The sequence below is a fragment of the Afipia sp. OHSU_II-C1 genome (genome assembly GCF_000497575.1).
Lineage (GTDB): Bacteria > Pseudomonadota > Alphaproteobacteria > Rhizobiales > Xanthobacteraceae > Afipia.
The window spans coordinates 87,517-111,636 of the sequence record NZ_APJI01000004.1 but is presented as its reverse complement, the minus strand read 5'-3'; the positions used below and the strand labels follow the sequence as shown (position 1 = coordinate 111,636).

24 protein-coding genes and 1 pseudogene are annotated in these 24,120 nt (G+C 62.5%); 9 read left to right on the top strand and 16 right to left on the bottom strand.

Annotated features, from left to right (window positions below; genetic code table 11):
- The 7 genes from I554_RS0102565 to eno form a co-directional block, all read right to left on the bottom strand.
- On the bottom strand, positions 1-1,356 hold the full coding sequence (locus I554_RS0102565) for a pyruvate dehydrogenase complex dihydrolipoamide acetyltransferase (protein WP_024575357.1): 1,356 nt from the start codon (positions 1,354-1,356) through the stop codon (positions 1-3).
- A 179-nt stretch (positions 1,357-1,535) separates the two neighbouring features.
- On the bottom strand, positions 1,536-2,957 hold the full coding sequence (locus tag I554_RS0102560) for a pyruvate dehydrogenase complex E1 component subunit beta (RefSeq protein ID WP_024575356.1): 1,422 nt from the start codon (positions 2,955-2,957) through the stop codon (positions 1,536-1,538).
- A gap of 13 nt (positions 2,958-2,970) precedes the next feature.
- Complete coding sequence (gene pdhA / locus I554_RS0102555) at positions 2,971-3,993, bottom strand: pyruvate dehydrogenase (acetyl-transferring) E1 component subunit alpha (RefSeq protein WP_024575355.1); 1,023 nt, start codon at positions 3,991-3,993, stop codon at positions 2,971-2,973.
- Positions 3,994-4,147: 154 nt separating this feature from the next.
- A complete protein-coding gene (locus I554_RS0102550) occupies positions 4,148-4,465 on the bottom strand; it encodes a septum formation initiator family protein (protein ID WP_024575354.1) in 318 nt (105 codons plus the stop codon).
- Between the two features lie 65 nt (positions 4,466-4,530).
- Positions 4,531-5,082 carry an NADPH-dependent FMN reductase gene (locus I554_RS0102545; protein WP_024575353.1) on the bottom strand — a complete coding sequence of 184 codons (552 nt, stop codon included), beginning with the start codon at positions 5,080-5,082 and terminating at the stop codon, positions 4,531-4,533.
- Between the two features lie 104 nt (positions 5,083-5,186).
- Positions 5,187-6,311, bottom strand: a complete 1,125-nt coding sequence (locus I554_RS0102540; RefSeq protein ID WP_024575352.1) for a CoA transferase — start codon at positions 6,309-6,311, stop codon at positions 5,187-5,189.
- A gap of 131 nt (positions 6,312-6,442) precedes the next feature.
- On the bottom strand, positions 6,443-7,726 hold the full coding sequence (eno, locus tag I554_RS0102535; RefSeq protein WP_024575351.1) for a phosphopyruvate hydratase: 1,284 nt from the start codon (positions 7,724-7,726) through the stop codon (positions 6,443-6,445).
- Between the two features lie 139 nt (positions 7,727-7,865).
- On the opposite strand from eno, the gene queF reads away from it, so the two are divergent.
- Positions 7,866-8,345: a preQ(1) synthase gene (gene queF, locus I554_RS0102530; protein ID WP_024575350.1), complete on the top strand. Its 480-nt coding sequence runs from the start codon at positions 7,866-7,868 to the stop codon at positions 8,343-8,345.
- A gap of 55 nt (positions 8,346-8,400) precedes the next feature.
- Here queF and I554_RS0102525 read toward each other — a convergent pair whose 3' ends face one another.
- The 4 genes from I554_RS0102525 to I554_RS0102510 all read right to left on the bottom strand — a co-directional run bounded on the left by I554_RS0102525 (position 8,401) and on the right by I554_RS0102510 (position 11,764).
- A complete protein-coding gene (locus I554_RS0102525) occupies positions 8,401-9,576 on the bottom strand; it encodes an MFS transporter (RefSeq protein ID WP_024575349.1) in 1,176 nt (391 codons plus the stop codon).
- A 41-nt stretch (positions 9,577-9,617) separates the two neighbouring features.
- Positions 9,618-10,469, bottom strand: a complete 852-nt coding sequence (gene kdsA / locus I554_RS0102520; RefSeq protein ID WP_024575348.1) for a 3-deoxy-8-phosphooctulonate synthase — start codon at positions 10,467-10,469, stop codon at positions 9,618-9,620.
- A 68-nt stretch (positions 10,470-10,537) separates the two neighbouring features.
- Entirely contained in the window at positions 10,538-11,410 is an 873-nt protein-coding gene (locus I554_RS0102515) for a VOC family protein (protein WP_024575347.1), read from the bottom strand.
- Positions 11,411-11,431: 21 nt separating this feature from the next.
- On the bottom strand, positions 11,432-11,764 hold the full coding sequence (locus tag I554_RS0102510) for an NIPSNAP family protein (RefSeq protein WP_029659788.1): 333 nt from the start codon (positions 11,762-11,764) through the stop codon (positions 11,432-11,434).
- A gap of 132 nt (positions 11,765-11,896) precedes the next feature.
- Here I554_RS0102510 and I554_RS0102505 point away from each other — a divergent pair, with 132 nt between their 5' ends.
- Positions 11,897-12,235 carry a PAAR domain-containing protein gene (locus I554_RS0102505; RefSeq protein WP_024575345.1) on the top strand — a complete coding sequence of 113 codons (339 nt, stop codon included), beginning with the start codon at positions 11,897-11,899 and terminating at the stop codon, positions 12,233-12,235.
- A gap of 11 nt (positions 12,236-12,246) precedes the next feature.
- Here the strand turns inward: I554_RS0102505 and I554_RS0102500 are convergent, their stop codons facing one another.
- Positions 12,247-12,795 (bottom strand): hypothetical protein, encoded by a 549-nt coding sequence (locus I554_RS0102500; RefSeq protein ID WP_343205814.1) that lies wholly within the window; start codon positions 12,793-12,795, stop codon positions 12,247-12,249.
- A gap of 502 nt (positions 12,796-13,297) precedes the next feature.
- Positions 13,298-13,453 (bottom strand): annotated as a pseudogene (locus I554_RS27540) (ClpX C4-type zinc finger protein); the annotation flags it as partial.
- 166 nt (positions 13,454-13,619) lie between these two features.
- On the opposite strand from I554_RS27540, the gene I554_RS0102490 reads away from it, so the two are divergent.
- From I554_RS0102490 to I554_RS0102480, 3 genes are all read left to right on the top strand, one after another.
- A complete protein-coding gene (locus tag I554_RS0102490) occupies positions 13,620-14,294 on the top strand; it encodes a response regulator transcription factor (RefSeq protein WP_024575342.1) in 675 nt (224 codons plus the stop codon).
- Complete coding sequence (locus I554_RS0102485) at positions 14,291-15,667, top strand: HAMP domain-containing sensor histidine kinase (RefSeq protein WP_152527639.1); 1,377 nt, start codon at positions 14,291-14,293, stop codon at positions 15,665-15,667. Before I554_RS0102490 ends, I554_RS0102485 begins: the two co-directional genes overlap by 4 nt.
- 207 nt (positions 15,668-15,874) lie before the next feature.
- Positions 15,875-16,510 (top strand): rRNA adenine N-6-methyltransferase family protein, encoded by a 636-nt coding sequence (locus tag I554_RS0102480; protein ID WP_024575340.1) that lies wholly within the window; start codon positions 15,875-15,877, stop codon positions 16,508-16,510.
- Here the strand turns inward: I554_RS0102480 and I554_RS0102475 are convergent.
- The 3 genes from I554_RS0102475 to tpiA form a co-directional block, all read right to left on the bottom strand.
- Positions 16,507-18,138, bottom strand: a complete 1,632-nt coding sequence (locus I554_RS0102475; RefSeq protein WP_024575339.1) for a CTP synthase — start codon at positions 18,136-18,138, stop codon at positions 16,507-16,509. The two genes, I554_RS0102480 and I554_RS0102475, sit on opposite strands and share 4 nt — an antisense overlap.
- Positions 18,139-18,312: 174 nt before the next feature.
- A complete protein-coding gene (gene secG / locus I554_RS0102470; protein WP_024575338.1) occupies positions 18,313-18,699 on the bottom strand; it encodes a preprotein translocase subunit SecG in 387 nt (128 codons plus the stop codon).
- A gap of 135 nt (positions 18,700-18,834) precedes the next feature.
- Complete coding sequence (tpiA, locus tag I554_RS0102465; RefSeq protein WP_024575337.1) at positions 18,835-19,590, bottom strand: triose-phosphate isomerase; 756 nt, start codon at positions 19,588-19,590, stop codon at positions 18,835-18,837.
- A 219-nt stretch (positions 19,591-19,809) separates the two neighbouring features.
- Between tpiA and I554_RS0102460 the strand changes: the two genes are divergently transcribed.
- Genes I554_RS0102460 through moaC form a run of 4 tightly spaced genes read left to right on the top strand, consistent with a single transcriptional unit; the run spans position 19,810 to position 24,113 of the window.
- A complete protein-coding gene (locus I554_RS0102460; protein WP_024575336.1) occupies positions 19,810-21,717 on the top strand; it encodes a peptidylprolyl isomerase in 1,908 nt (635 codons plus the stop codon).
- Between the two features lie 34 nt (positions 21,718-21,751).
- On the top strand, positions 21,752-22,765 hold the full coding sequence (trpD, locus tag I554_RS0102455; protein WP_024575335.1) for an anthranilate phosphoribosyltransferase: 1,014 nt from the start codon (positions 21,752-21,754) through the stop codon (positions 22,763-22,765).
- 13 nt (positions 22,766-22,778) lie between these two features.
- Positions 22,779-23,600 carry an indole-3-glycerol phosphate synthase TrpC gene (trpC, locus tag I554_RS0102450; RefSeq protein WP_024575334.1) on the top strand — a complete coding sequence of 274 codons (822 nt, stop codon included), beginning with the start codon at positions 22,779-22,781 and terminating at the stop codon, positions 23,598-23,600.
- 3 nt (positions 23,601-23,603) lie between these two features.
- The gene (gene moaC, locus I554_RS0102445) at positions 23,604-24,113 is read left to right on the top strand and encodes a cyclic pyranopterin monophosphate synthase MoaC (protein WP_024575333.1); all 510 of its coding nucleotides are present in this window, start codon (positions 23,604-23,606) and stop codon (positions 24,111-24,113) included.
- The last annotated feature ends 7 nt before the right edge of the window (positions 24,114-24,120 follow it).

Below are 24,120 nucleotides of genomic sequence, written 5' to 3'. Positions count from 1 at the left end.
CTACACCACCATCATCACGGGGTTTTCGATCAGCTTCTTGAACGCGGTGATCAGTTCCGCGCCAAGCGCGCCATCGATGGCGCGATGATCACAGGACAATGTCACGCTCATCATGGACGCAGCAACGATCTGGCCATTGCGCACGACAGCCCGATCTTCGCTCGTGCCGACGGCAAGGATCGATGACTGCGGCGGATTGATCACCGCGGTAAAGTCCTTGATGCCGTACATGCCGAGGTTCGATACCGACGACGTGCCACCCTGATACTCGTTCGGCTTGAGCTTCTTGGCCTTGGCGCGCGCAGCGAGATCCTTCATCTCGCTGGAAATTGCCGACAGGGTCTTGATTTCGGCCTGGCGAATGATCGGGGTAATCAGGCCGAATGGCAGAGCCACCGCGACGCCGATGTCCGAATGCTTGTGGCGAAGCATCGCCGTCTCGGTCCATGAGACGTTTGCCTCCGGAATCTTCTGCAGCGCGAGCGCCATCGCCTTGATGACAAAGTCGTTCACCGAAATCTTGTAGAGCGGCTTGCCGTCTGCGTTCTTGCCCGCAGCGGCGTTGATATCCTCGCGCGCCGCGTTGAGCTTGCCGAGATCGCAATCAATCGTGAGATAGAACGTCGGCATCGAATTGGTCGCAGCGGTGAGACGCTGCGCGATGGTCCGGCGCATCGAGTCGTGCGGCACGCTCTCGTAACCGCCCTCCTCATACAGCGCTAGGATCTGCTGGTCCGACATCGCGGGCGCACCGACTGCGCCGGTGGCAGCGCCTGCGCTGGCTGCGGGCTTGAGGCCCTTGCCGGACTTCGCCTGATCGATGTCGCGCGCCACCACGCGGCCATGCGGCCCCGAACCGGTGACGCGGGACAGATCAATCCCGGCTTCCTTCGCAAGACGCCGCGCCAGTGGCGACGAGAACACGCGCGCGCCGTTGCTTGGTACAGAAGCCGCTGCGGCGGCTGGTGCAGCAGCAGGCTTCGCTGGCGCGGATGCAGCAGCCGGAGCCGGTACTGCGGCAGGCGCAGCAGCTTTCGGAGCCGGCGCAGGCGCGGCTTCCGATTTCGCAGGCGCAGCCGATGCGGCACCTGCTCCGGCGGCCTTCACGTCTTCGCCGTCACCAGCAAGCACCGCAATGACATTGTTGACCGGAACATCCTGGGTGCCTTCCGGCACGAGGATCTTCGCGATGGTGCCTTCATCGACGGCTTCGACTTCCATCGTCGCCTTGTCGGTCTCGATCTCGGCAATCACATCGCCTGACTTGACCTTGTCGCCTTCCTTCTTGAGCCACTTGGAGAGGTTACCCTTCTCCATGGTGGGAGACAGTGCAGGCATCAGAATGTTGATCGGCATGATACGAGTGTCCCGAATCCGAAGTTCGTCTCATTGTACGGCGCCCTCCGTTACGAACTTCGGATTCGAAGGGACACTCGCAAATCTACTATCCAGTGCGGTTTCGGTTCAGAAGTTCGCTTGAAGAATTCGCGGAATGATGAAGCGAACTTCTGAACCACCGCACTGGTCCTGCTCTCTCAGCGATAACTAACAGCCTTGGCGGCGGCGACGACTTCCGCCACCGTCGGCAGCGCAAGCTTTTCGAGATTGGCCGCGTACGGCATCGGCACGTCCTTGCCCGACACGCGCGCAACCGGCGCGTCGAGATAATCGAACGCCTGCTCCATGATCCGCGCCGCGATTTCCGCGCCGACGCCGGACTGCTGCCAGCCTTCCTCGACCGCGACCGCGCGTCCGGTTTTCTTCACCGAATTGATGATCGTCTCGGTGTCCATCGGACGCAGCGTGCGCAGATCGATGACCTCCGCCTCGATGCCTTCCTTGGCGAGTTCATCGGCGGCGCCCAGCGCATAGGTCATGCCGTTCGACCATGACACCAGCGTCACGTCCTTGCCCGGCCGCACGATCCGCGCCTTGCCGATCGGAACGACATAGTCGTCGAGCTTCGGCACATCGCCGGTGTGCCCGTACAGAATTTCGTTTTCAAGGAAGATCACCGGGTTCGGATCGCGGATCGCCGCCTTGAGCAGACCCTTCGCATCCGCCGCCGAATACGGCGCGACAACCTTGAGGCCCGGAATCTGCGAGTACCACGCCGAGTAGTCCTGGCTGTGCTGGGCGGCCACGCGTGCCGCCGCGCCGTTCGGTCCGCGGAACACTATCGAGCAGCCCATCTGGCCGCCGGACATGTAGAGCGTCTTCGCCGCGGAGTTGATGATCTGGTCAATCGCCTGCATCGCGAAGTTGAAGGTCATGAACTCAACAATGGGCTTCAGCCCGGCCATCGCCGCACCGACGCCGACGCCGGCGAAACCGTGCTCGGTGATCGGCGTATCGATCACGCGGCGCGCGCCGAATTCCTGCAACAGGCCCTGGGTGATCTTGTAGGCGCCCTGATATTCAGCGACCTCTTCACCCATCACGAACACATCGCCGTCGCGGCGCATTTCCTCGGCCATGGCATCGCGGAGCGCTTCGCGCACCGTCATCTTGACCATCTCGGTGCCGGGCGGCACTTCGGGGTCCGGCTCGACCGGAGCGGCTGGCGCCGCGACCACCGGCGGAGCGCTGATCTGGGGCTTGCCTTCCCCGACGGGTGAGCGCGACTCTTCAACTTCTTGCTTAACTTGAGGACTGGCCTCAGGGGCCTTGGCGGCAGCGGCGGCCGGGGCCTTGCCCAGATCGGCGGCGCTCTCACCGTCACTGAGGATGGTCGCGATCGGTGTGTTGACGGCGACATCGTTGGTGCCTTCAGCGACAAGAATCTTGCCGAGCGTCCCCTCGTCGGTCGCCTCGACTTCCATGGTGGCTTTGTCGGTTTCGATTTCGGCGATCACGTCGCCGGACTTGATGGCTTCACCCTCTTTTTTCAACCATTTGGAAAGATTGCCTTTCTCCATGGTGGGCGAAAGCGCGGGCATCAGAACTTGAATCGGCATGGTGGCTCCGCACTTATCGGTAGATGTCGGTGTATAGCTCGGACGCATCCGGCTCCGGCGCGTGCTGCGCGAAGTCCGCCGCCTCGTTGACGATCTCGCGCACTTCCGCGTCGATCGCCTTCAGCTCCTGCTCGCTGACCTTGAGGTCCAGCAACCGCTGCCTCACCTGCTCGATCGGATCGCTGTCGTGGCGCACCTTGTCCACTTCCTCACGGGTCCGATACTTGGCGGGATCGGACATCGAGTGGCCACGGTAACGGTACGTCTGCATCTCGAGAATGTAAGGCCCGTTGCCTTCGCGGCACCACTGCACCGCCTTGTCGCCCGCGGCTTTCACCGCACGGACGTCCATACCGTCGACCTGTTCGCCCGGGATGTTGAACGACGCGCCGCGCTTGGAGAAATCGGTCTGCGCCGACGAACGCGAGACCGAAGTGCCCATGGCGTAACGGTTGTTCTCGATGACGTAGATGATGGGAAGCTTCCAGAGCTCCGCCATGTTGAAGCTCTCGTAGACCTGCCCCTGATTGGCCGCGCCGTCGCCGAAATAAGCGACGCTGACATTCTTGTCGCCGCGATAGCGGTTGGCGAACGCGAGACCTGTGCCGAGCGGAACCTGTGCACCGACGATGCCGTGGCCGCCGTAGAAGTTCTTCTCCTTGCTGAACATGTGCATGGAGCCGCCCTTGCCCTTGGAATAGCCGGCTTCGCGTCCTGTGAGTTCCGCCATCACGCCCTTGGGGTCCATCCCGCAGGCCAGCATATGACCGTGATCACGATAGCTGGTGATGATCTGGTCACCTTGCTCGAGCGACATCTGCATGCCCACCACGACCGCTTCCTGACCGATGTAAAGATGACAGAAACCGCCGATCGCGCCCATGCCGTAGAGTTGACCCGCCTTCTCCTCGAAGCGCCGGATCAGCATCATCTCGCGAAACGCGCGAAGCTCCTGGTCCTTCGTGAATGTCAGATTATTGGGATGGCGGGAGCCGTTGCCAGCATCTTGCGCGGCGGTTTTCTTCGCTGTTGCCATGGCTTGTCCGGATAAGAGAGCGGGTACCAACTTCTGTACCCCAACTCGTATCGCAATGAAAAGCAAAGCGTGCACAAACGCTTCGCTCATCTATGACGCAATGCAGCGACAGCAATTTTAGAATCGAAAGCGAACGATTTTTGAAATTTGAAACCTAGTTCTGACCGATCATCCGAACGAGGTCGCGTGGATGCACATAGTCGAGCTGGTAACGCGCACGTTCGTCGAGCATGTCAGGATCAACACGGTCGGAACGAAGCAGTGAAACGCGCTGTTCTGCCGCAGTTCGCTCCGCCTTGAGCCGCGCCAACTCCGCGGTCAGCAGCACGATTTCCTGATCGAGTTCCTGGCGCGCATTCAGACCGTACTTGCCGGTATAGGCGTTGACGCCGAAATAGGCGATCAGCGCCGCCGCAATCGCGTACAGCGCGAGGCCGGTCATGATGGCTTTGAGTCGTGTGCGTGAAACCATACCCGCACGATGCGACAGCCCGGTTAACCTATTGCTAACAGCCGGGCCGCCGCATCACGACAGAATCATGTCTTGAGCTTGTCGACCCATGTCGCGAAGGCATTGATGTAGGTCTTCAGCACCTTCTCGAGCGCTTCCTTGGTGAGGTTGCCCTTGTCGTCGAACGCGTCGCCCACCCCGTTCAGATAGATTTCGGGCTGCTGGAGGATCGGTCCGGAAATGCCCGGAAGAATCGATTTCAGATGCATGGCCGCGGCAACGCCGCCCAGCGGGCCGGGTGAATTGGCAACGATGCCGGTCGGCTTACCGAGAAACGAGCTCTTCCCGTAGGGGCGCGACGCGACATCGATCGCGTTTTTCAACACGCCGGAGGTCGACCTGTTGTATTCGGGCGTGACGAAAAGAACCGCGTCGGACTTCTGGATCTTCTCGCGGAATGCGACCCAGTCCGCCGGCGGCGTCGCTTCAAGGTCCTGATTGAAAAATGACAGCCCGTGAAGCGTCACGATCTCAAGCTTGAGAGATGGCGGAGCAATCTTCGCCAAGGCATTGGCGATCTTGAGCGAAAACGACTCCTTGCGGAGGCTGCCGACGATAACGGCAACGGTATGGGCCATGAGGACATCCTTTCAACGGCAAAGAAATTCCGTAAGCGGGCTTAGCCGCGCCCTAAAAAGGATGCAAGTGCATTAACTCAGATCGCGGGATCGTGTTCTGCCGGCTAGCCCAGCAGTTCGTCGTTGTGCTGCCCCAGCCGGGGTGCGCCTGAGTGCGGATGCGGACGCTGCCCGTCGAACGAAATCGGCAAGCCCACCACCGGCAATTCGCTGCCCGGCAGCGTGCGCATCAGGTCGGACGCCTTGAACTGTTCGGTCTGCTGCAACTCCGCGATGGTGTTCACCGGGCTGGACGGCACGCCCACCGCCTCGAAGGCGGCGAGCCACTCCGCACGCGTCTTTGTCAGCAATACAGGCTTCAGCAATCCGATCAGAACGTCGCGATGGACGAACCTGTCCCTGCCCCGCGCGAACCGCGGATCGGTGCACCATTCGGGGAATCCGAGCACGGTGGCAAGCTTGTGAAACAGCCGGTCATAACCGGCGGCGATTACCAGCGGGTGATCGGCGGTGTCGAACACCTGATACGGCACAATGGTCGGGGTCGCCGCGCCGGTGCGCGGCGAAAGCTCCTGCGTGATGTGATAGGTCGCCAGCGATGAATCCACCCACGACGCCGCACTGTCGAGCAGCGAGGTGTCAATCACACATCCCTTGCCGGTGACGTGACGCTGCTGAAGCGCGCCGAGTGCGCCGATCACGCACCATTGCGCGGTCGCCTTGTCGTTGATCGCAGGTGCGCAGAACGTTGGCGGGTCTTCGTGACGGCCGGTCTGCATCATCACGCCGCCGAAGGCCTGAAGCAGCGGATCAAAACCCGGCGCCTTCGACAGCGGCCCCTTCGGCCCGAACGCCCAGATCGAACAGTAGATCAATCGCGGATTGATCGCGCGCATGTGCTCGGGGCCGATGCCGAGATCGTTGACCACGCCCGACCGGAGATTCTGGATGAGGATGTCGGCATCACGAACGAGGGTCTTGAGCTTCTCGATATCATCCGCGTTCTTCATGTCGAGCGTCACCGACCGCTTGTTGCGGTTGGTGACGTGAAACATGATCGAGGCTTCTTCGATAAAAGGAGGTCCCCAGCTGCGGGCGTCGTCGCCGCCGTCGGGCTTCTCGATCTTGATGACGTCCGCGCCCATGTCGGCCATGATCGCGCCGGCCAGCGGACCCGCGAGCGCCTGCCCGATTTCGATGACTTTAATTCCGGCAAGCGGACCATTCATGGCGTATGTCTCCCGCAGCTTGATTTTCGCGGACGCCACTCAAGCGAGTGCGGCCCGCCAAGGCAAGCCGCAAGCGCGATATGAAAACGAAACCCAGCGTTGCGTCGGCACGCCTTCCGGTAGAACGCGGTTTACGCCAGCGCCTTGAGCGCCGACCTGCCAGCGTAGACCGCTTGGTTGCCGAGCTCCTGCTCGATGCGCAGCAACTGGTTATATTTCGCCGTACGATCGGCGCGCGCCAGCGACCCGGTCTTGATCTGCCCGCAGTTGGTGGCAACGGCGAGGTCCGCGATGGTCGAATCTTCGGTTTCGCCGGAACGGTGCGACATCACGGCGGTGTAGGCTGCCTTGTGCGCCATCTCGACGGCGGCAAGCGTCTCGGTGAGCGAGCCGATCTGGTTGACCTTCACCAGAATGGAATTGCCGAGGCCCTTCTTGATACCGTCTGCAAGGCGCGTGACGTTGGTGACGAACAGGTCATCGCCGACGAGCTGGCATTTCGATCCGATCAGGTCGGTCAGTTCCTTCCAGCCGTCCATGTCGTCTTCGGCCATGCCGTCTTCGATCGACACGATCGGATAGCGCGACACGAGATCGGCAAGGTACTTGGCCTGCTCCGAACGTGAGCGGGTTTTCTTCTCGCCCTCATAGACATACGAGCCGTTCTTGAAAAATTCGGTCGAGGCGCAGTCCAGCGCCAGCATGATGTCGCCGCCCGCCTTGTATCCGGCCTTGCCGATGGCGCTCATGACGAAATCGAGCGCCGCATCCGCCGACGGCAGGTTCGGTGCGAAGCCACCTTCGTCGCCGACGTTGGTGTTGTGACCGGCCTTCTTCAACTCGCCCTTGAGGGTGTGGAAAATTTCCGCGCCCGCGCGAAGGCCTTCGGAAAACGACTTGGCGCCGACCGGCATCACCATGATTTCCTGGAAATCGATCGGATTGTCCGCATGCACGCCGCCGTTGACGATGTTCATCATCGGCACCGGAAGGACCCGCGCCGAGGTTCCACCGACGTAGCGATAGAGCGGCATGCCAAGCGATTCAGCCGCGGCCTTGGCAACGGCGAGCGACACGCCGAGAATGGCGTTGGCGCCAAGCCGGCTTTTGTTCGGGGTGCCGTCGAGATCGATCATGGTCTGGTCGATCTGAACCTGCTGCTCGGCCTCCATGCCGCCGATGGCGTCGAAAATCTCACCGTTGACCGCCTCGACAGCCTTCTGCACGCCCTTGCCGAGATAACGGCCCTTGTCGCCATCGCGCAGTTCGACAGCTTCATGTGCGCCCGTGGAAGCGCCCGAGGGAACGGCGGCGCGGCCCAGCGAACCGTCTTCCAGCACCACATCGACCTCAACGGTCGGATTGCCGCGGCTGTCCAGAATTTCGCGGCCGATGATGTCGACGATGGCGGTCATGTGCATCCTCTCAGGGCGTGGGATTGAAGATTGGGGCAGCTTCTACAGGAACGCGCCGCGCTCGAAAAGGCCAACCGAAGTCTTTGATCCCGTGACGTTTTGATCAGGAATCGCTATCAGGGGATAAATGGAGATACCGATGTCCAGAAAGCCCCGCATCACCAAGACCGCCGCGCCGTCGTTGCAACTCGGCCAGCAGGTCGAAACACCTGCCTCGCCCGAACAGGCGCAGCTCGACCGGGTTCCGAACCCGCACTCCGACACGAATTATGTCGCACGTTTCACGATGCCGGAATTCACCTCGATCTGCCCGGTCACCGGCCAGCCGGATTTCGCCATTCTCGTCATCGATTACGTGCCAAATAAATGGCTCGTGGAGTCGAAGTCGCTGAAGCTCTATCTCAACAGCTTCCGCAACGTCGGCTCGTTCCATGAAGATTGCACGGTGTCCATCGGCAAGCGGCTGACAAAGCTGCTGGCGCCGCGCTGGCTGCGGATCGGCGGATATTTCTATCCACGCGGGGGCATGCCGATCGATGTGTTCTGGCAGGCTGGAAAACTTCCGGCGAATGTATGGATGCCGGATCAGGGCGTCCCGCCCTATCGCGGACGGGGATGATCTACTTGCGCATGATCTGGTCGGAAAACTGATTCCTGCTTTTTTGGATCATGCGCTAGATATCCGCCATCTCCGCCGGCTTCTGATGCAGCAGCCGCGCGGCCACGATGCCGAGCACGAGGATGACCATCGCGCTCATGATCAGCGTCGCCTGCTTGCCGGCATGCGCCAGCGTAAAGCCGTAGACGATCGGCCCCACCGCCTGCCCCATGAAGAAGCAGAACGCATGCAGCGACATCGCCGAGGCGCGCGCCTCGGGCGCGAGATCGCTGGAGAACACCTGCAACGAGCCGTGCAGCGAATAGAACCCCCAGCCCATGATGAGGAACGAGATCGCCTGGATCTCCCACCGCGGCCCGAACGCGATAATCACGAACTGCAGCGCCACGACCACGGCGCCGCCGATCATCAAGCCGTTGACGCCAAATCGCGGCAGCAGCCGCGCGACGCTCATGCTGTAAAGCAACCCGCCCAGTGCGAATGCGGCGATCACGACGCCCGGTATCGACGCGCGGGTCTCGCCGAGTTCGAACAGAAACGCGGCGACGAACGGCAAAAGACCGAGAACGCAGATTCCCTCGATAAAGACCGCGGTGAAACACACCCGCGCATTGGGATTGTGCAGGATCGTGCGATAGCCGTCTTTCAGCGACTTGAAGCTGACACCGCTTCGCGGACTGGTCACGCCGCCGCGCCGGAAGCCCATGAACACCGCCGCCGACGCAACCACCATGACCGCGCCGAGAACTGCCAGAACGCCGCGCCATCCGAGAAAGTCGCCGATCACCCCGGCCGCCGACGCCCCCAGAAGGTTTCCGGTCATGGCGCCTGCCAGCACACGGCTCAGCGCCACTTGTCTTTGCGCCGTCGGCACCAGATCGCCGGTCAATCCGAATGCGATCGGGAATGTACCTCCCGCGGCGATGCCGCAGAGGATGCGGGACAGGAACAGCATTTCGAACGAGGTCGCCATTGCGCCGACGATGTTGGCACCGCCGAGCAGAACCAGACACGCGATCATCAACCGGGGCTTGCCGAACATGTCGGCCGCGGCACCAAGGATCGGCTGCACAATGGCGAATGTCAGCGCGACGGCTGCCGACAGGCTCGCTGCGGTCGCGACCGTGACGCCGAAATCGCCAGCCACGAGCGGCAGCACTGGTTCCATCGCACGCGACGAAAGGGCCGATGCGAACGTCGTCGCGGCGATGACATTGAGGATCGGCAGCATCAGGACTTCGTTCGTTCCTTTAACGCCGCGCCGGCGCAGGCCTAGCGCGCTCCGCTCTTTGCGAGCGCATCAAATCCCATCAGATTTTTCACCAGTGCCTCGAAATCCTTCAGCGGCACCATGTTCGGCCCGTCCGACGGCGCGTTGTCGGGATCGGGATGCGTCTCGATGAACACACCCGCGACGCCAACGGCCACGGCAGCGCGCGCCAGCACCGGCACGAACTCCCGTTCGCCGCCGGATGAAGTCCCCTTGCCGCCCGGCTGCTGCACCGAGTGAGTCGCATCGAAGATCACCGGCGCACCGGTGGTGCGCGCAAGGATCGGCAGCGCCCGCATGTCGGAGACCAAGGTGTTGTAACCGAACGATGCGCCGCGTTCGGTCACCATGACATTCGGATTGCCGCCCCCGGTGACCTTGCCGACGACGTTGGCCATGTCCCACGGCGCGAGGAACTGGCCCTTCTTCACATTCACGATCTTGCCGGTCGCCGCGGCCGCCAGCAGCAGGTCGGTCTGACGGCAGAGGAACGCCGGGATCTGCAACACGTCGACCGCCTCGGCCACGGGCGCGCATTGTTCGACTTCGTGGACATCGGTCAGCACCGGCAGACCGAGTGTTTCGCGAATTTCGGCAAAGATCGGCAGCGCCTTCTCGAGGCCCATGCCGCGCGCGCCGGACGCGCTGGTGCGGTTGGCCTTGTCGAACGAGGTCTTGTAGACGAGCCCGATCTTGAGGCGCGCGGCGATCTCCTTCAGCGCGGACGCGACTTCCAGCCCATGCGCGCGGCTCTCCAACTGGCACGGCCCGGCGATCACCGCCAAAGGCAGCGCGTTGCCGAACTTGACGTTGCCTGCGGAAACCACCGGGGCCGCGGAAATCTTGGCGTTCAAAGGGTGTCCCTTTTCAGAAAATCGGTTGGACCATGCCGGTGAGGGAGTGCCCTATCAAGTCCGGCCCGTCAAATCCCGGCCGGTGTCTCGAATATCAGGGTTGCGCCAAAGGCTGCCTCAGGCGGCACCACCAGCCGGCCGATGTGCCGGTTCGAGGCCACCCCGCCGCTTTTGAGGATTCGCTCGGTTGCATCGATGTCTGGCACCGCAAGGCGCAGCCCTTTGATCGAAGCGCCCTCGCCGTCCAGTTTCGGCAGGGTTCCAAACTGGTCGCGGAACGACACCGCTTCCATGATCTCGACATCGCCGCGCGGGGTGTTTGCGGTGACGCCGATCGAACTGGAATGGAGATCGCGCACCCCGGTCAGTGCACCGAGGAAAATATGATGATCAGCGGGATTGTCCGCGACAAGGACCGCGCCGAGAACGCTGCTCGCGCCATTGGCATGCTGCTGATAGTCCGGTTTCCAGAACGCGGCCGGATTGTGCTGCTTGCAGGTGAAGAACGTCGTGTGGGGCGACAGTGCATCACGCGCGAAGGCGAGCGAAAAACCGACAGTCGTGGCGCTTCCATCAGGCAGCTTCGCCTCGCGCGAAAACGGCAACGACTTCGATGCACCAATGCCATGTCGCGCGAAGTCGGCGACATCGGCTTCGCTGTCCGTACTCTCGAACACCAGCATCGAGAAGCCATCGCCGCGCGCGATAGCCTCGCGGTTCGGAACGCCGAAATGCAGCGACAGGCCGTCGTCTCCAAGTTTCTCGGGTTCGGCGACCGTCAGAACCTCTATGAAAAAGCCGGGAAACTGCACGACAAGATTATGCGTGCCCCACGGATGCCGGTTGCGCGCGCCGACCGTGAAGCCGGCGCGGCGGTAGAAATCCGCCGCAGCATCGAGATCGCGGACGGCATGGACGATATGATCGAGACCGCGGGACATGACCGATGCGCGGAGGCGCCCTCACTTCACCGAGGAAAATGCCGTCGGCGCCAGAAACTGGCTGACGATGTTCTCGACGATCTGACCGTTCTTCTCGGTCTCGGCGCGGGTGGATATCCAGACCGGATCGGTCGAAAATGCAGTCCATTTCTGCTCGCGCTCCGCAAGCGAGTCCCACGCCAGGAAGTATGTCAGTTCCTGATTGGACTGGCCGACCACCGTGGTGAAAAAACCGGCCTGACGGATGCCATGCTTTTCCCAAATCTTCAGCGTGTGGTTCTGAAAACGATTCATCAGATCGGGAAGCCGTCCCGGAAGGCAGCGATAAACGCGCATTTCATAGATTTTGGTCATTAGCCCCTCTTGTTGATTGAACCGGCGGACGAATTACGCCGACTGGATTATGCAGGCTCTCAAGGAACGGCATATAGTGGCCTGAGCGATCCGTTATCAAGCGCTTCTCGAGGACCAATGCGAGAACTATTCATGCAAAAGACTTTGCTTAGCTTGACGCTGGCCATCGCGGCATCCGGCTTGATAACATCCGCTCCTGCGCAGTCACCCGGAGCGCCCGGCGTGGTCACAGGTGGCGCAGGCGGCGTCACCTTCAACGGCAAGCCCGCCGCGCGGCAGGGCGATACCACCAGCGGCGGCAGCGTGATTGTCGAAGGCTCTCCAAACGTCTTCATCAACGGCAAGCCTGCGGCTGTGATGAGCGGCAAGACCGGATGCGGCGGCGTTGTGGTTGGCGGCGCAGGTGGCATCTATATCAACGGCAAGCCCGCGGCGCGCACCGGCGATCAGACCTCGGGCTGTCCGAAGTAGGCTTTGCGTTCTCAGCTTCCTGCGTAACGCGCCGTGACCAGGTTCATCTCGAACGCCTCTTTCTCGGTAAGCCAGCGGATATCCTTGCTCGCCGTCATCGCCTGCATGATCGACGGTGAAACACCCATCTGTGTCATGTAGTCGAGAATGATTCCGGTGGTGCGCTGAGTCCGCGAGACCAGATCGCCCGCCGATTCATCGCCTTTTGCCCCTGTGCTGCTGAACTGGTGAACGCCGAGCATGGAACGCGGCATCGCCTCGCGGACCTTGCCGCCTGCGAAGACAAACACGCATGCACTGGCGCAGCGCGCTGGTTGCGGACTCCCGCTGGAATCGACTCTCCCGACCACCGTCGTCAGTCCGCGCGAACGGACCACCGCCCCCATGATCAGGCCCTGATCGAGCGCGCCGCCCGGCGACGACAGGAAGACCACATCGCCGCTGGTGAGCTTGGCCGCGTCGAGCTGTTCACGAAACCAGCTTGCGGACGCAGGTCCGACCCGCCCGTCGATGGCGAGCCCCCTCCGGCCGTCGGCCACGCTGACCGTCGATGCGGTCATGCTGGGCGAACCGAAAAACTCTCTCCAATAGGACCATGCGCCCGGCGACGAGATATCCCGATATGCAGGAATGAGGACGCCCGCCAACAGAAGACCCGCGAAGATCACGGACGCCAACATCCCCGAGCCGCGCCTGCGCCGCCTGACAGGAACGGGTGGCTGGTCAACCGGCACGTCCGGCTGCCGGTCAGCCGGACGTTCTCCCCATGGCCGCACCGGATCGTCTGTCGATTGAAGAGGCGGCGGTTTTATTTTGGGAGTCATGCTCGACCAGATCCCGATTCTCGTCTCAGGAGAACCGCTCCCATGCCGCCTGCCGGGAAATCCCAAGCGCCCTGCCGATCGCCTCCCATGTCACTTCCCGCTTGCGCAGCGTTGCGACGTGCGACGCCAGGTGATCGCCGGCGGCGTCCGCGATGGCCGATGTGCGCGGAAGTTGTTCAAGCAGGAATTCGTCGGAACACTTGTCCCAATCCGTTTGCTCGGGCGACGCCTCGCCGCTGATAAACTTGGTGCAGACAGCGACGCATTCATTACAGATGAAAACGGTCGGACCGGCGATCAGCGTTTTGACGGCGTCCTTCGACTTGCCGCAGAACGAGCAGAATAAAATGTCTGTGGCCGCTTTCGGAGCAGCGGCTTCAGACTTTCCAGCCATGGCATGGCCTCCGTCAAGGATATCTTGACAATATGTCCGCCTTTATAAATCCGTCAAGGATCGCTTGACGGCGGTTTGGAGGTGTTGTCGATACCCGTTATCCAGTTCCCGCAATGCAGCCGCAATGCACGTGCTCTAGGACATCTCTCATGAGCGAGTGCACGTAATGCGAATCCTGCTGGTGGAAGACGAACCGGAAATGGCCGCCGCCCTGTCCGCCGCGCTGAAGGGCTATGACATGGTGGTCGACCATGTGCCGACCCTTGCCGACGCAGAAGAAGCCATCGCGGCCGATGTCCATGCCGCCGTTCTGCTCGATCGCCGGCTCCCCGACGGCGATGGTCTCTCGCTGATTCCAAAGGTTCGGGCCCGAGCCGACGGCATCCCCATCATCGTCCTGACCGCGCGCGGCGATCTCGCGGACCGCATTGCCGGTCTCGACAGCGGCGCGGATGATTATCTGACGAAACCGTTTTCCGTCGAAGAACTGCTGGCGAGGCTGCGCGCGGTCCTACGCCGGCCTGCGGGCCTTCAATCCAGTCACATGCGGGCCGGTCGCCTCACCTTCGATTTCAGCCACCGCGAGGCCAGCGTTGAGGGGCGTTTGCTGGAGTTGCCGCGCCGTGAGTTGCTCGTTCTGGAAGCCTTGCTGCGGCGTCTGGGCCGCACCGTGCTAAGGCCGACCCTTGAAGAGGCCGTCTACAACTTCGACGACGAGATTCAGTCGAATGCGCTGGACACGCATGTGTCGCGGCTTCGGCGGAAACTCACCGACGCGAACGCCGGCGTCGAAATTCACGGCATTCGCGGCGTCGGCTATTTGCTGAAGCAGCAGACATGATGCTGCAATCCACCTCGCCTTCCCTGAAATCGCGGCTGGTCTGGCGCTTGGTGCCGTTGCAGGCCGCGCTGCTGGCGCTTCTCGTTCTGCTGATCGTCGGTACGTTGTGGGGCACGGGTCTTCTTCTCGACAACCGCGACGAAGAGCATGCCATCGATGTCCTACAAAAGGCTGTCGAGCGCGACGCAGAGGGCAAGCTCGATCTGGTCTCGACGCCGCAACTTAAGAAGTTGCGGTCCGATGTTCCCGATCTCTGGTTCGTCATCCGGGACCGGCAGGGACAATCCCTGTCGGAGGGGTCCGTCCCGCTCGAGTTCGCGCAGATCGGCGGCGCGCTTGACCACATCAGTCAGGCCCGGCTTGGCTGGCAGATGCTGAATGACGATCCGCGCAAACCCGCTGCGCGGTTGAAGCGCGTCGAAACCGCCGCGGGCAATGTGCAGATACTGACGGCGACGCAGGGCGACATGTCCGCCGGCAAGGCTGCGCTGGTAGCGTTCATGGTGTTCGTCGGCTTCGCGCTGCCGAGCCTGTTGCTCATGACCCTGACAACCGTCATCGCAACACCGATCGTTGTTCGCCGCGCCCTTACCGGCCTGGACGCCGCAGCCGATCAGGCCCGTCGTATCGATATTGACAAGCGCGGCGCCAGATTGCCGCTCGAGGATGTTCCCGCTGAAGTCGCACCGCTGGTCAACGCCGTGAACGACGCACTCGTGCGGCTCGACGAGGGATATGCTCGCCACAAGCGTTTTACCGCTGATGCTGCCCATGAGCTTCGCACACCGATCGCCATCCTGAGCACGCGGCTCGAGTCATTGCCGCAGGGCCCGGACAAGACGCGCCTGATGGAGGATGCAGCCCGCCTGGCAACGCTGGCCGAGCAACTGCTCGACATTCAGCGGCTCGACCAGAACCGAACGCCATTCTCCCGGGTTGATCTCGTGGCGGTCGGGCGGCGCGTCGTTGCCGACCTTGCGCCGCTCGCAATCGCTGCGGGTTACGACATATCATTCGAGGCCGCAGCCGAACCGGTTGAAACGCTTGGAGACCAAACCGCGCTTGAGCGAGCGATCACCAATCTGGTGCAGAATGCGATCGAACACGCGGGTCACCAGGGCACAATCAGCGTCAGGGTTACATTCCCCTGCACCATCGACGTCATCGATCAGGGAATAGGCATACCTGCGGAACAGCGCGCACGCATCTTCGAGCCTTTCTACAGGATTCAGCCGCTCGACCGCGGCGCAGGGCTCGGACTTAATCTCGTCCGCGAAATCGTTCACCTGCATCGGGGATACGTGACCGTGCTCGACAATCAGTACGGCGGCGCCTGTTTCAGGATAACACTGCCTGCCATTTTTTCTCCGTAGCACGACAGTCACACACGCAACCTCCGCGCCGGCGCATCGCGCGCGAATGCGTCCGCCTCACTCGATCCTCGAGTCACTCCTCCGCAAGACGTCACGCAATGTTGTCGCAATGCACGGCCGCGATATTGCGCGCGTCCCGTCATCGGTTGCGATTCGGGACGGCACACGAGCGGCACCGCCCGCTCGTCAATTCGTTCTGGAGCATCAATGCCGCAAGATTTTCTGTCGTTCTTTCTCGCCTGGATGTCCGCCCCCGGCCGTGTCGGCGCAATCGCCCCGTCCGGCGAGGCGCTGGCCAACCTGATCACCAGCGAGATCACACCATCGACCGGTCCGATCATCGAACTTGGACCTGGCACGGGCGCATTCACCTACAAGCTGCTCGAACGCGGCGTGCGTCAGGAGAACCTTACGCTGATCGAGTACGGCTCCGACTTCATGAGGCTGCTGCAGGTCCGCTTCCCCGGCGCGCGGGTGCTCTGGATGGACGCGGGCCGGCTGGCGGGCAGTGCATTGTTCGAGGGCGCGCCTGTGGGCGCGGTCGTCAGCGGCCTTCCGCTTCTGAACATGTCGACCCGAAAGATCGTGTCGATTGTCGGCGGCGCGTTCAGCTACATCCGCCCAGGCGGCGCATTCTATCAGTTCACCTACGGCATGACCTGCCCGGTGCCGCGCCCCATTCTTGACAGGCTCGGCCTGAAGGCGACGTTGCTCGACCGGGCCATGCTGAATGTGCCGCCAGCTGCGGTCTATCGCCTGACGCGACGGCCGCAGTGCAGGCTGACTGGCAACAGCGCCGTTACATCGAGCAAAAGCGATGCGCTCAAAAATGGTGAGGCTTAGACCAGCCGGCTCTGGACCATCGCGGCCTGCACGAACGAGGCGAACAGCGGATGCGGCTCGAACGGGCGTGATTTCAGCTCGGGATGATACTGCACGCCGATGAACCACGGATGATCCTCGTACTCGACGATTTCCGGCAGCACGCCGTCCGGCGACATGCCAGAGAAGCGCAGGCCGTGCTGTTCGAGGCGGTCCTTGTAGGCGGTGTTGACCTCGTAGCGGTGACGATGCCGCTCGGAAATCTCCAGCACATCGCCATAGATCTGCGAGACGCGGCTGCCCTTCTTCAGGGCCGCCGGATAAGCGCCGAGCCGCATGGTGCCGCCGAGGTCGCCTGCCTTGCTGCGCTTTTCGAGTTCATTGCCGCGCAGCCACTCAGTCATCAGGCCGACCAGCGGCTCCTTCGTCGGGCCGAATTCGCTTGAGTTGGCATCCTCGATGCCGACCAGATTGCGTGCGGCCTCGATCACCGCCATCTGCATGCCGAAGCAGATGCCGAAATACGGCACATCGCGCTCGCGCGCAAAACGCGCCGCCTTGATCTTGCCTTCCGCACCGCGCTGGCCGAAGCCGCCCGGCACCAGAATGCCGTTGACGTGTTCGAGGAACGGCGCGGGATCTTCGTTCTCGAAAACCTCGGACTCGATCCAGTCGAGATTGACCTTCACCTTGTTGGCGATGCCGCCGTGCGACAACGCCTCGATCAGCGATTTGTAGGCATCCTTCATGCCGGTGTACTTGCCGACGATGGCGATGGTCACCTGGCCTTCGGGATTGCGGATGCGCTCGTTGATGGTGTGCCAGCTTTCCAGCTTGGGCGGCTTGATATCGACGATGCCGAACGCGGCCAGCACTTCGTCGTCAAGCCCGGCGGCGTGATAGGCCTCGGGCACCGCGTAGATGTTGTCGACATCGCGCGCCTCGATCACGGCGGATTCGCGCACGTTACAGAACAACGCCAGCTTGCGGCGCTCTTCCTTCGGAATTTCGCGGTCGGTGCGGCACAGAAGAATGTCCGGCTGGATGCCGATCGAGCGCAGTTCCTTGACCGAGTGCTGGGTCGGCTTGGTCTTCAGTTCGCCAGCACTTGGAATGTAAGGCAACAGCGTCAGGTGGATGTAGATCACCTCGCCGCGCGGCAGGTCGTTCTTCACCTGGCGGATCGCCTCGAAGAACGGCAGGCCCTCGATGTCGCCGACAGTACCGCCGACTTCGCAGAGCACGAAGTCGTAGCCTTCGTTGCCGCCGAGGATGAACTCCTTGATGGCATTGGTGACGTGGGGAATCACCTGCACGGTCGCGCCGAGATAGTCGCCGCGGCGTTCCTTGTTCAGGATGTCCTGATAGATGCGCCCGGTGGTGATGTTGTCCTGCTTGGTCGCGGGACGGCCGGTGAAGCGCTCGTAGTGACCGAGATCGAGATCGGTCTCGGCGCCATCATCGGTCACGAACACTTCGCCGTGCTGGTACGGCGACATCGTTCCGGGATCGAGATTGAGATAGGGATCGAGCTTGCGAAGACGGACCTTGTAGCCTCGTGACTGCAGAACAGCGCCGAGCGCCGCTGAAGCCAGACCCTTGCCGAGCGAGGAGACCACGCCGCCGGTGATGAAAATATACCGCGTCATGGGATTCTACCTTTAGCTCCGCCGGTGTGATTCGCAAAACGAAACCCACGCGCGCATCGGGATTCCAATGCGCTGTGGGTAGCCCTGATATGGAAGTTCAGTCAGTAACTTGGAAGGCAATTCTCAGATGTGCAGGCAAGCGGCTCACGCATGACTGCACAGCATTTGTCTGGATTACTTGGACTGCGGCGCCTGCGGTGCGGCCGGAGCCGAAGGAGCAGCCGGTGCGTCCGGCTTCTTGAGCGAGTCGAGCAGGCCGCCGACCGGAGCCTGCGGCGCGCCACCCGGCTGCGAGATCGGCGCAGGGCTGGTGTTGAGAATCGACGCGGGCTTGCGCTCGTAGCTCGCGAGCCACGACAGGAACAGGCTGGTGATGAAGAAGCCCGTCGCCAGAATGGCCGTGGTGCGGGTCAGCAGGTTGGTCGTACCGCGGCTGGACATGAAGCCGCCACCACCGCCACCTCCGACGCCGAGGCCGCCGCCTTCCGAGCGCTGCAACAGCACGACGCCGATCAGGCCAAGGACGAGCATGAGATGGATGACGATAATGACAGTCTGCATCGTTACCTTCCGTCACAAGCCTCCTGCGCCGGGAGCCGGTCGCATCGGTGCTTGCGGGGGTTGAAGTTGCGCGGTCTGTACACGATTGCGGGGGTGATTGTCACCCCCGACAGACCGCTCAGGATTGCGGGAGATTTAGGGGCACGCCGCCGCAATCGCAAGGAAATCAGCCGCTTTCAGGCTGGCGCCACCCACCAGGGCACCGTCCACGTTGGCGACGGCCATCAATTCGGCCGCGTTCGACGGCTTTACGGAACCTCCGTAGAGAATGCGCACGTTGCCGCCCTCACCCTTGAACCGATCTTTCAGCTTGGCCCGGATAAACCCATGGACTTCCTCGACATCTTTCGTCGTCGGGGTACGTCCGGTTCCAATGGCCCAAACCGGCTCGTAGGCGACCACCAAATTGACTGCCGTCGTCCCGTCCGGAAGCGATCCGGCAAGCTGACGCCCGACCACATCCAGCGCCTGTCCGGCATCGCGCTCGGCCTGCGTTTCACCGACGCAGACGATGGCGACAAGGCCTGCGCGCCAGGCCGCCTCGGCCTTCTGACGCACGAGCGCATCACTCTCGTGATGATCCGTGCGGCGTTCGGAATGCCCGACGATGATCGCCGTTGCTCCGGCATCCGCCAGCATTTCCGCCGAAATATCGCCGGTGTGAGCGCCGGATGGCGCGGGATGACAATCCTGCGCCCCGATTGCGACCTTCGATCCGATCACCACCGCTGCAGACGTGAACATCAGCGTCGCGGGAGGACAGATCAGGAGATCGGCCTTGCGCCAGATATCCCCCGCGCCTTGCGCGATGGCCCCAAGCTCGCTCATCGAAGCCTTGAGGCCATTCATCTTCCAGTTCCCGGCGATCAGGGGGCGGCGCGTGTCGGTCATCGTTGATCTCACCTTGTAATTGGTCGATTTGCGCTAGCAGAGGGTGCCCACAGACGCCAGTTCCCCGGCGCCGTTTCCACATTGCAGAAGGTTAACCGCGCTGAAGCGCCGCCGTCTGTATGGTTGCTAGGGAACCGGCACCCCTTTATATGTTGGCGAAACAACGCGGTAATGCCTCTGCGGCGGACCGCCCCACCCCCTGAACATCAAGTTGGACCCATGCTCCGAGGAATGCGTAAAGCCTCATCGAATTGGCTCGGCAAGACGGTGATGTCCGTCATGTTCGGCGTGCTGATCATCAGTTTCGGCATCTGGGGCATCGCCGACATCTTCAAGGGATTCGGACAGTCATCGCTCGCCAAGATCGGCAGCACCGAAATCACCACTGAACAGTTCCGGAATCTGTTCACCGACAAGGTCCAGCAGATCGGCCGCCGCTTTGGCCGGCCTCTGACCATGGAGCAGGCGCGCACCTTCGGCCTCGACCGTCAGGTGCTTCAGGAGGTCATCTCCGATGCTGCCCTGGACGAGACCGCGCGCCGCATGGGGCTTGGACAGTCCGACGCAGATATCGTGCGCGCCATTTCGAGCGACCCGACCTTCAGGGGCCTCGACGGCAAATTCGATCATGACCGGTTCCTCCAGACGATCCGCCAGGCCGGCTACACCGAACAGCGCTTCATCGCCGAACAGCGCCGCGTGGCGATGCGCCGCCAGCTCACAGGCACCATCGTCGCGGGCCTCGAGCCGACGAAGACCCAGGTCGAAGCGCTGGTCCGTTTCCAGAACGAACAGCGCTCGGCCAACTACGTCAAGCTGACCGCCGCGCAGGCCGGCACCATCGCGCCGCCCTCGCCCGAAGCGCTGGCGACGTATTTCGACGAACGCAAGCAACTGTTCAGGGCGCCGGAGTATCGCAAGATCGCCGTGCTTGCTCTCACACCGGACGAACTCGCCAAGTCGATCACGGTGTCTGACGAGGACGCAAAGAAGGTCTTCGAGCAGCGCCGCGAACGGTACGCGACGCCGGAGAAGCGCCAGATTTTCCAGATTCCGTTCCCGAATTCCGACGAAGCCAAGGCGGCGCGCGAGCGCATCGCCGCCGGAACGTCGTTCGAGGACATCGCCAAGGAACGCAAGCTGACCACGGCCGACACCGATCTCGGCAATGTCGCGAAGGGCTCAATCGGCGATTCCGCGATCGCCGACGCCGCATTCGCGCTCGCGCCGGACACCGTGAGCCAGCCGGTCAAAGGCACCCTCATCACAGCGCTGCTCAAAGTCACCAAGGTCGAACCCGGCACCAACCCGACCTATGAGACCGTTGCACCGACGATCAAGCGCGAGATCGCGCTAGAGCGTGCGCGGGCCCAGATGCAGGACCTGCACAACAAGATCGAGGACGAGCGCGGCGGCGGATCGAACATTGCCGAAGCGGCCCAGAAGCTCGGGCTCAAGGCCACCACGATCGAAGCCATCGACCGCTCCGGCCGCGGACCGGACGGCAAGCCGGTCACCGGATTGCCGCAGGGCATCGATCTCGTGTCGCCCGCGTTCGCCAGCAACATCGGCGTCGAGAACGAGCCCGTGCAGTACAACGGCGGCGAGTTGTGGTTCGACGTGCTCAGTGTCACGCCCTCGCGCGACCGTTCGCTTGATGAAGTGAAGGATCAGGTCGAAACGCGCTGGCGTGACGAACAGATCTCGACCCGCCTTCGCGCCAAGGCCGCCGAGATCGTCGGAAAGCTGGAAAAGGGCGCGGCCTTCGACGCCGAGGCCGCGGCTGCAGGACTCAAGGTCGAGACGGCCAAGCTGTTCAAGCGCGACACCGACGCCAAAGATATTCCTGAGCGGCTGGTGGCGGCTGTGTTCCGCACCCCGAAGGACGGCGTCGGTCAGACCGAAGGCAGCGGTGCGAGCGAATGGATCGTGTTCAAGGTCACAGACGTCGTGGTGCCGCCGGTCGACATGGCATCCGAGGACGTCAAGAAGCTGACCGAGAGCCTTCGCCGCGCGCAGATGGAAGAGCAACTGACAGCCTATATCGCAAAGCTCGAAACCGATATCGGCGTGACCATCAACCAGAACGCGTTTGCCGTGGCGACCGGCGCCTCAGCCGCTCAGTGATGTTGGGATAAAAGCTCATTTGAGCGGAAGTCATATGGACGACCTGAAAGCCATTATCGGAAAAGTCGCCACCGGCGCGGCGCTGTCGCGTGACGAGGCAGCCTCCGCGTTCGATCGCATGATGTCCGGCGAAGCAACGCCCTCGCAGATGGGCGCCCTGCTGATGGGCCTGCGTGTGCGCGGTGAAACCGTGGACGAGATCACCGGCGCGGTCTCGGCGATGCGCTCCAAGATGCTGACCGTGAAGGCGCCTGCCGACGCGGTCGATATCGTCGGCACCGGCGGAGACGGCTCCGGCTCCGTGAATGTCTCGACCTGCGCGTCGTTCATTCTTGCCGGCGCCGGCGTTCCCGTCGCCAAGCACGGCAACCGCGCGCTGTCGTCGAAATCAGGCGCGGCCGACGCGCTGGCCGCGCTCGGCGTTAACATCAACATCGCGCCGGAAGGCGTTGGCCGCTGCATCGCCGAGGCAGGCATCGGCTTCATGTTCGCGCCGACGCATCACCCGGCGATGAAGAACGTCGGTCCCACCCGCGTCGAACTCGCCACCCGCACAATCTTCAACCTGCTCGGGCCGCTGTCCAATCCTGCCGGCGTCAAGCGGCAGATGGTCGGCGTGTTCTCCAAGCACTGGGTCGAGCCGCTGGCGCAGGTACTGAAAAATCTTGGCGCTGAATCCGTCTGGGTCGTGCACGGCTCCGACGGCCTCGACGAGATCACCCTCACCGGCCCGACCTTCGTCGCGGCTCTCGAAAAGGGCAACATCCGCACATTTGAAGTCACGCCCGAGGACGGCGGACTTCCGCGCGCGACGGCTGCGGAACTCAAGGGCGGCGACGCCGAGGCCAATGCCAGGGCGCTTCGCGACGTGCTGGAGGGCAAGAAGAACGCCTACCGCAATGTCGCGCTATTGAATGCCGCGGCTGCGCTCGTGGTTGCAGGCAAGGCCAAGGACCTCAAGGAAGGCGTTGCGCTCGGCACCAAGGCGCTGGACACTGGTGCGGCGGCGGACAGGCTCAAGCGCCTTGTCGCCGTCTCCAATGCTTGAGGAGCCAATACCCTTGTCGGACATCCTCGATAAAATCGAAACCTACAAGCGCGAGGAAATCGCCGCCGCCAAGCGCGCTGTTCCTCTCAGCGAGATGGAGGCGCGTGCCAAGGCAGCGCCCGCACCGCGCGGTTTCGTCAACGCCATTCGCGCGAAGCACGCCAACGGCGACTATGCACTGATCGCAGAGATCAAGAAGGCCTCGCCGTCGAAGGGACTCATTCGCGCAGACTTCGATCCGCCTCTTCTCGCCAAAGCTTATGAAGCCGGTGGAGCGGCGTGTCTTTCGGTGCTGACCGATACGCCCTCGTTCCAGGGCTCGCTCGCATTCATGGTCGCCGCGCGTGCAGCCGTTTCCCTTCCGGTGCTGCGCAAGGACTTCATGTACGACACCTATCAGGTGGCCGAAGCCCGGGCGCACGGCGCCGACTGTATCCTGATCATCATGGCCGCGCTCGACGACGCGGCAGCAAAGGACATCGAGGATGCCGCCTTCGCCCACGGCATGGACGTGCTGCTCGAGGTGCACAATCGTGAGGAACTCGACCGCGCGTTGAAGCTGAAGTCGCCGCTGCTCGGCGTGAACAACCGCAATCTGCGGACATTCGAGGTCACGCTTGCGACCAGCGAAGAGCTTGCACCGCTGATCCCGAAGGATCGCATCAGCGTCGGCGAAAGCGGCATCTTCGCGCCCGACGATCTTGCACGGCTTGCGCGTGTGGGCATGAACACGTTCCTCGTCGGCGAAAGCCTGATGCGCCAGGCCGACGTGACGGCTGCGACGCGCACGTTGCTTGCCCGCAGCGATGCACAACGCGCCACCGGGACGCGCTGAGCCGTGGCCAGAAAGACATCAAAGAAGAAGGTAGGCGCTGCCCTCACCCATATCGACGCCAAGGGTGAAGCGCGCATGGTGGACGTCTCCGCCAAGCCGGACACCGAGCGTGTGGCCGTGGCCGAAGGTCATGTCATCATGACCCGCAAGACGCTCGATCTGATCGTGAAGGGCAATGCCAGCAAGGGCGACGTGCTCGGCACCGCGCGCGTCGCCGGCATCATGGCGGCAAAGCGCACCTGCGACATCATTCCGCTCTGTCATCCATTGGCGCTGTCGAAGGTAACGCTCGACATCACCCCCGACACCAAATTGCCCGGCTGCCGCGTGCGCGCGACCGTGAAGGTCAAGGGCCCGACCGGCGTCGAAATGGAAGCGCTGACCGCGGTATCGGTCGCGTGCCTCACCATCTATGACATGGTGAAAGCTGTGGAGCGCGGCATTCAGATCGAGGCCATCCGTCTGGTCGAGAAAAAGGGCGGCAAGTCTGGCCATTATCTGGCAGACGATTAAGGATTGC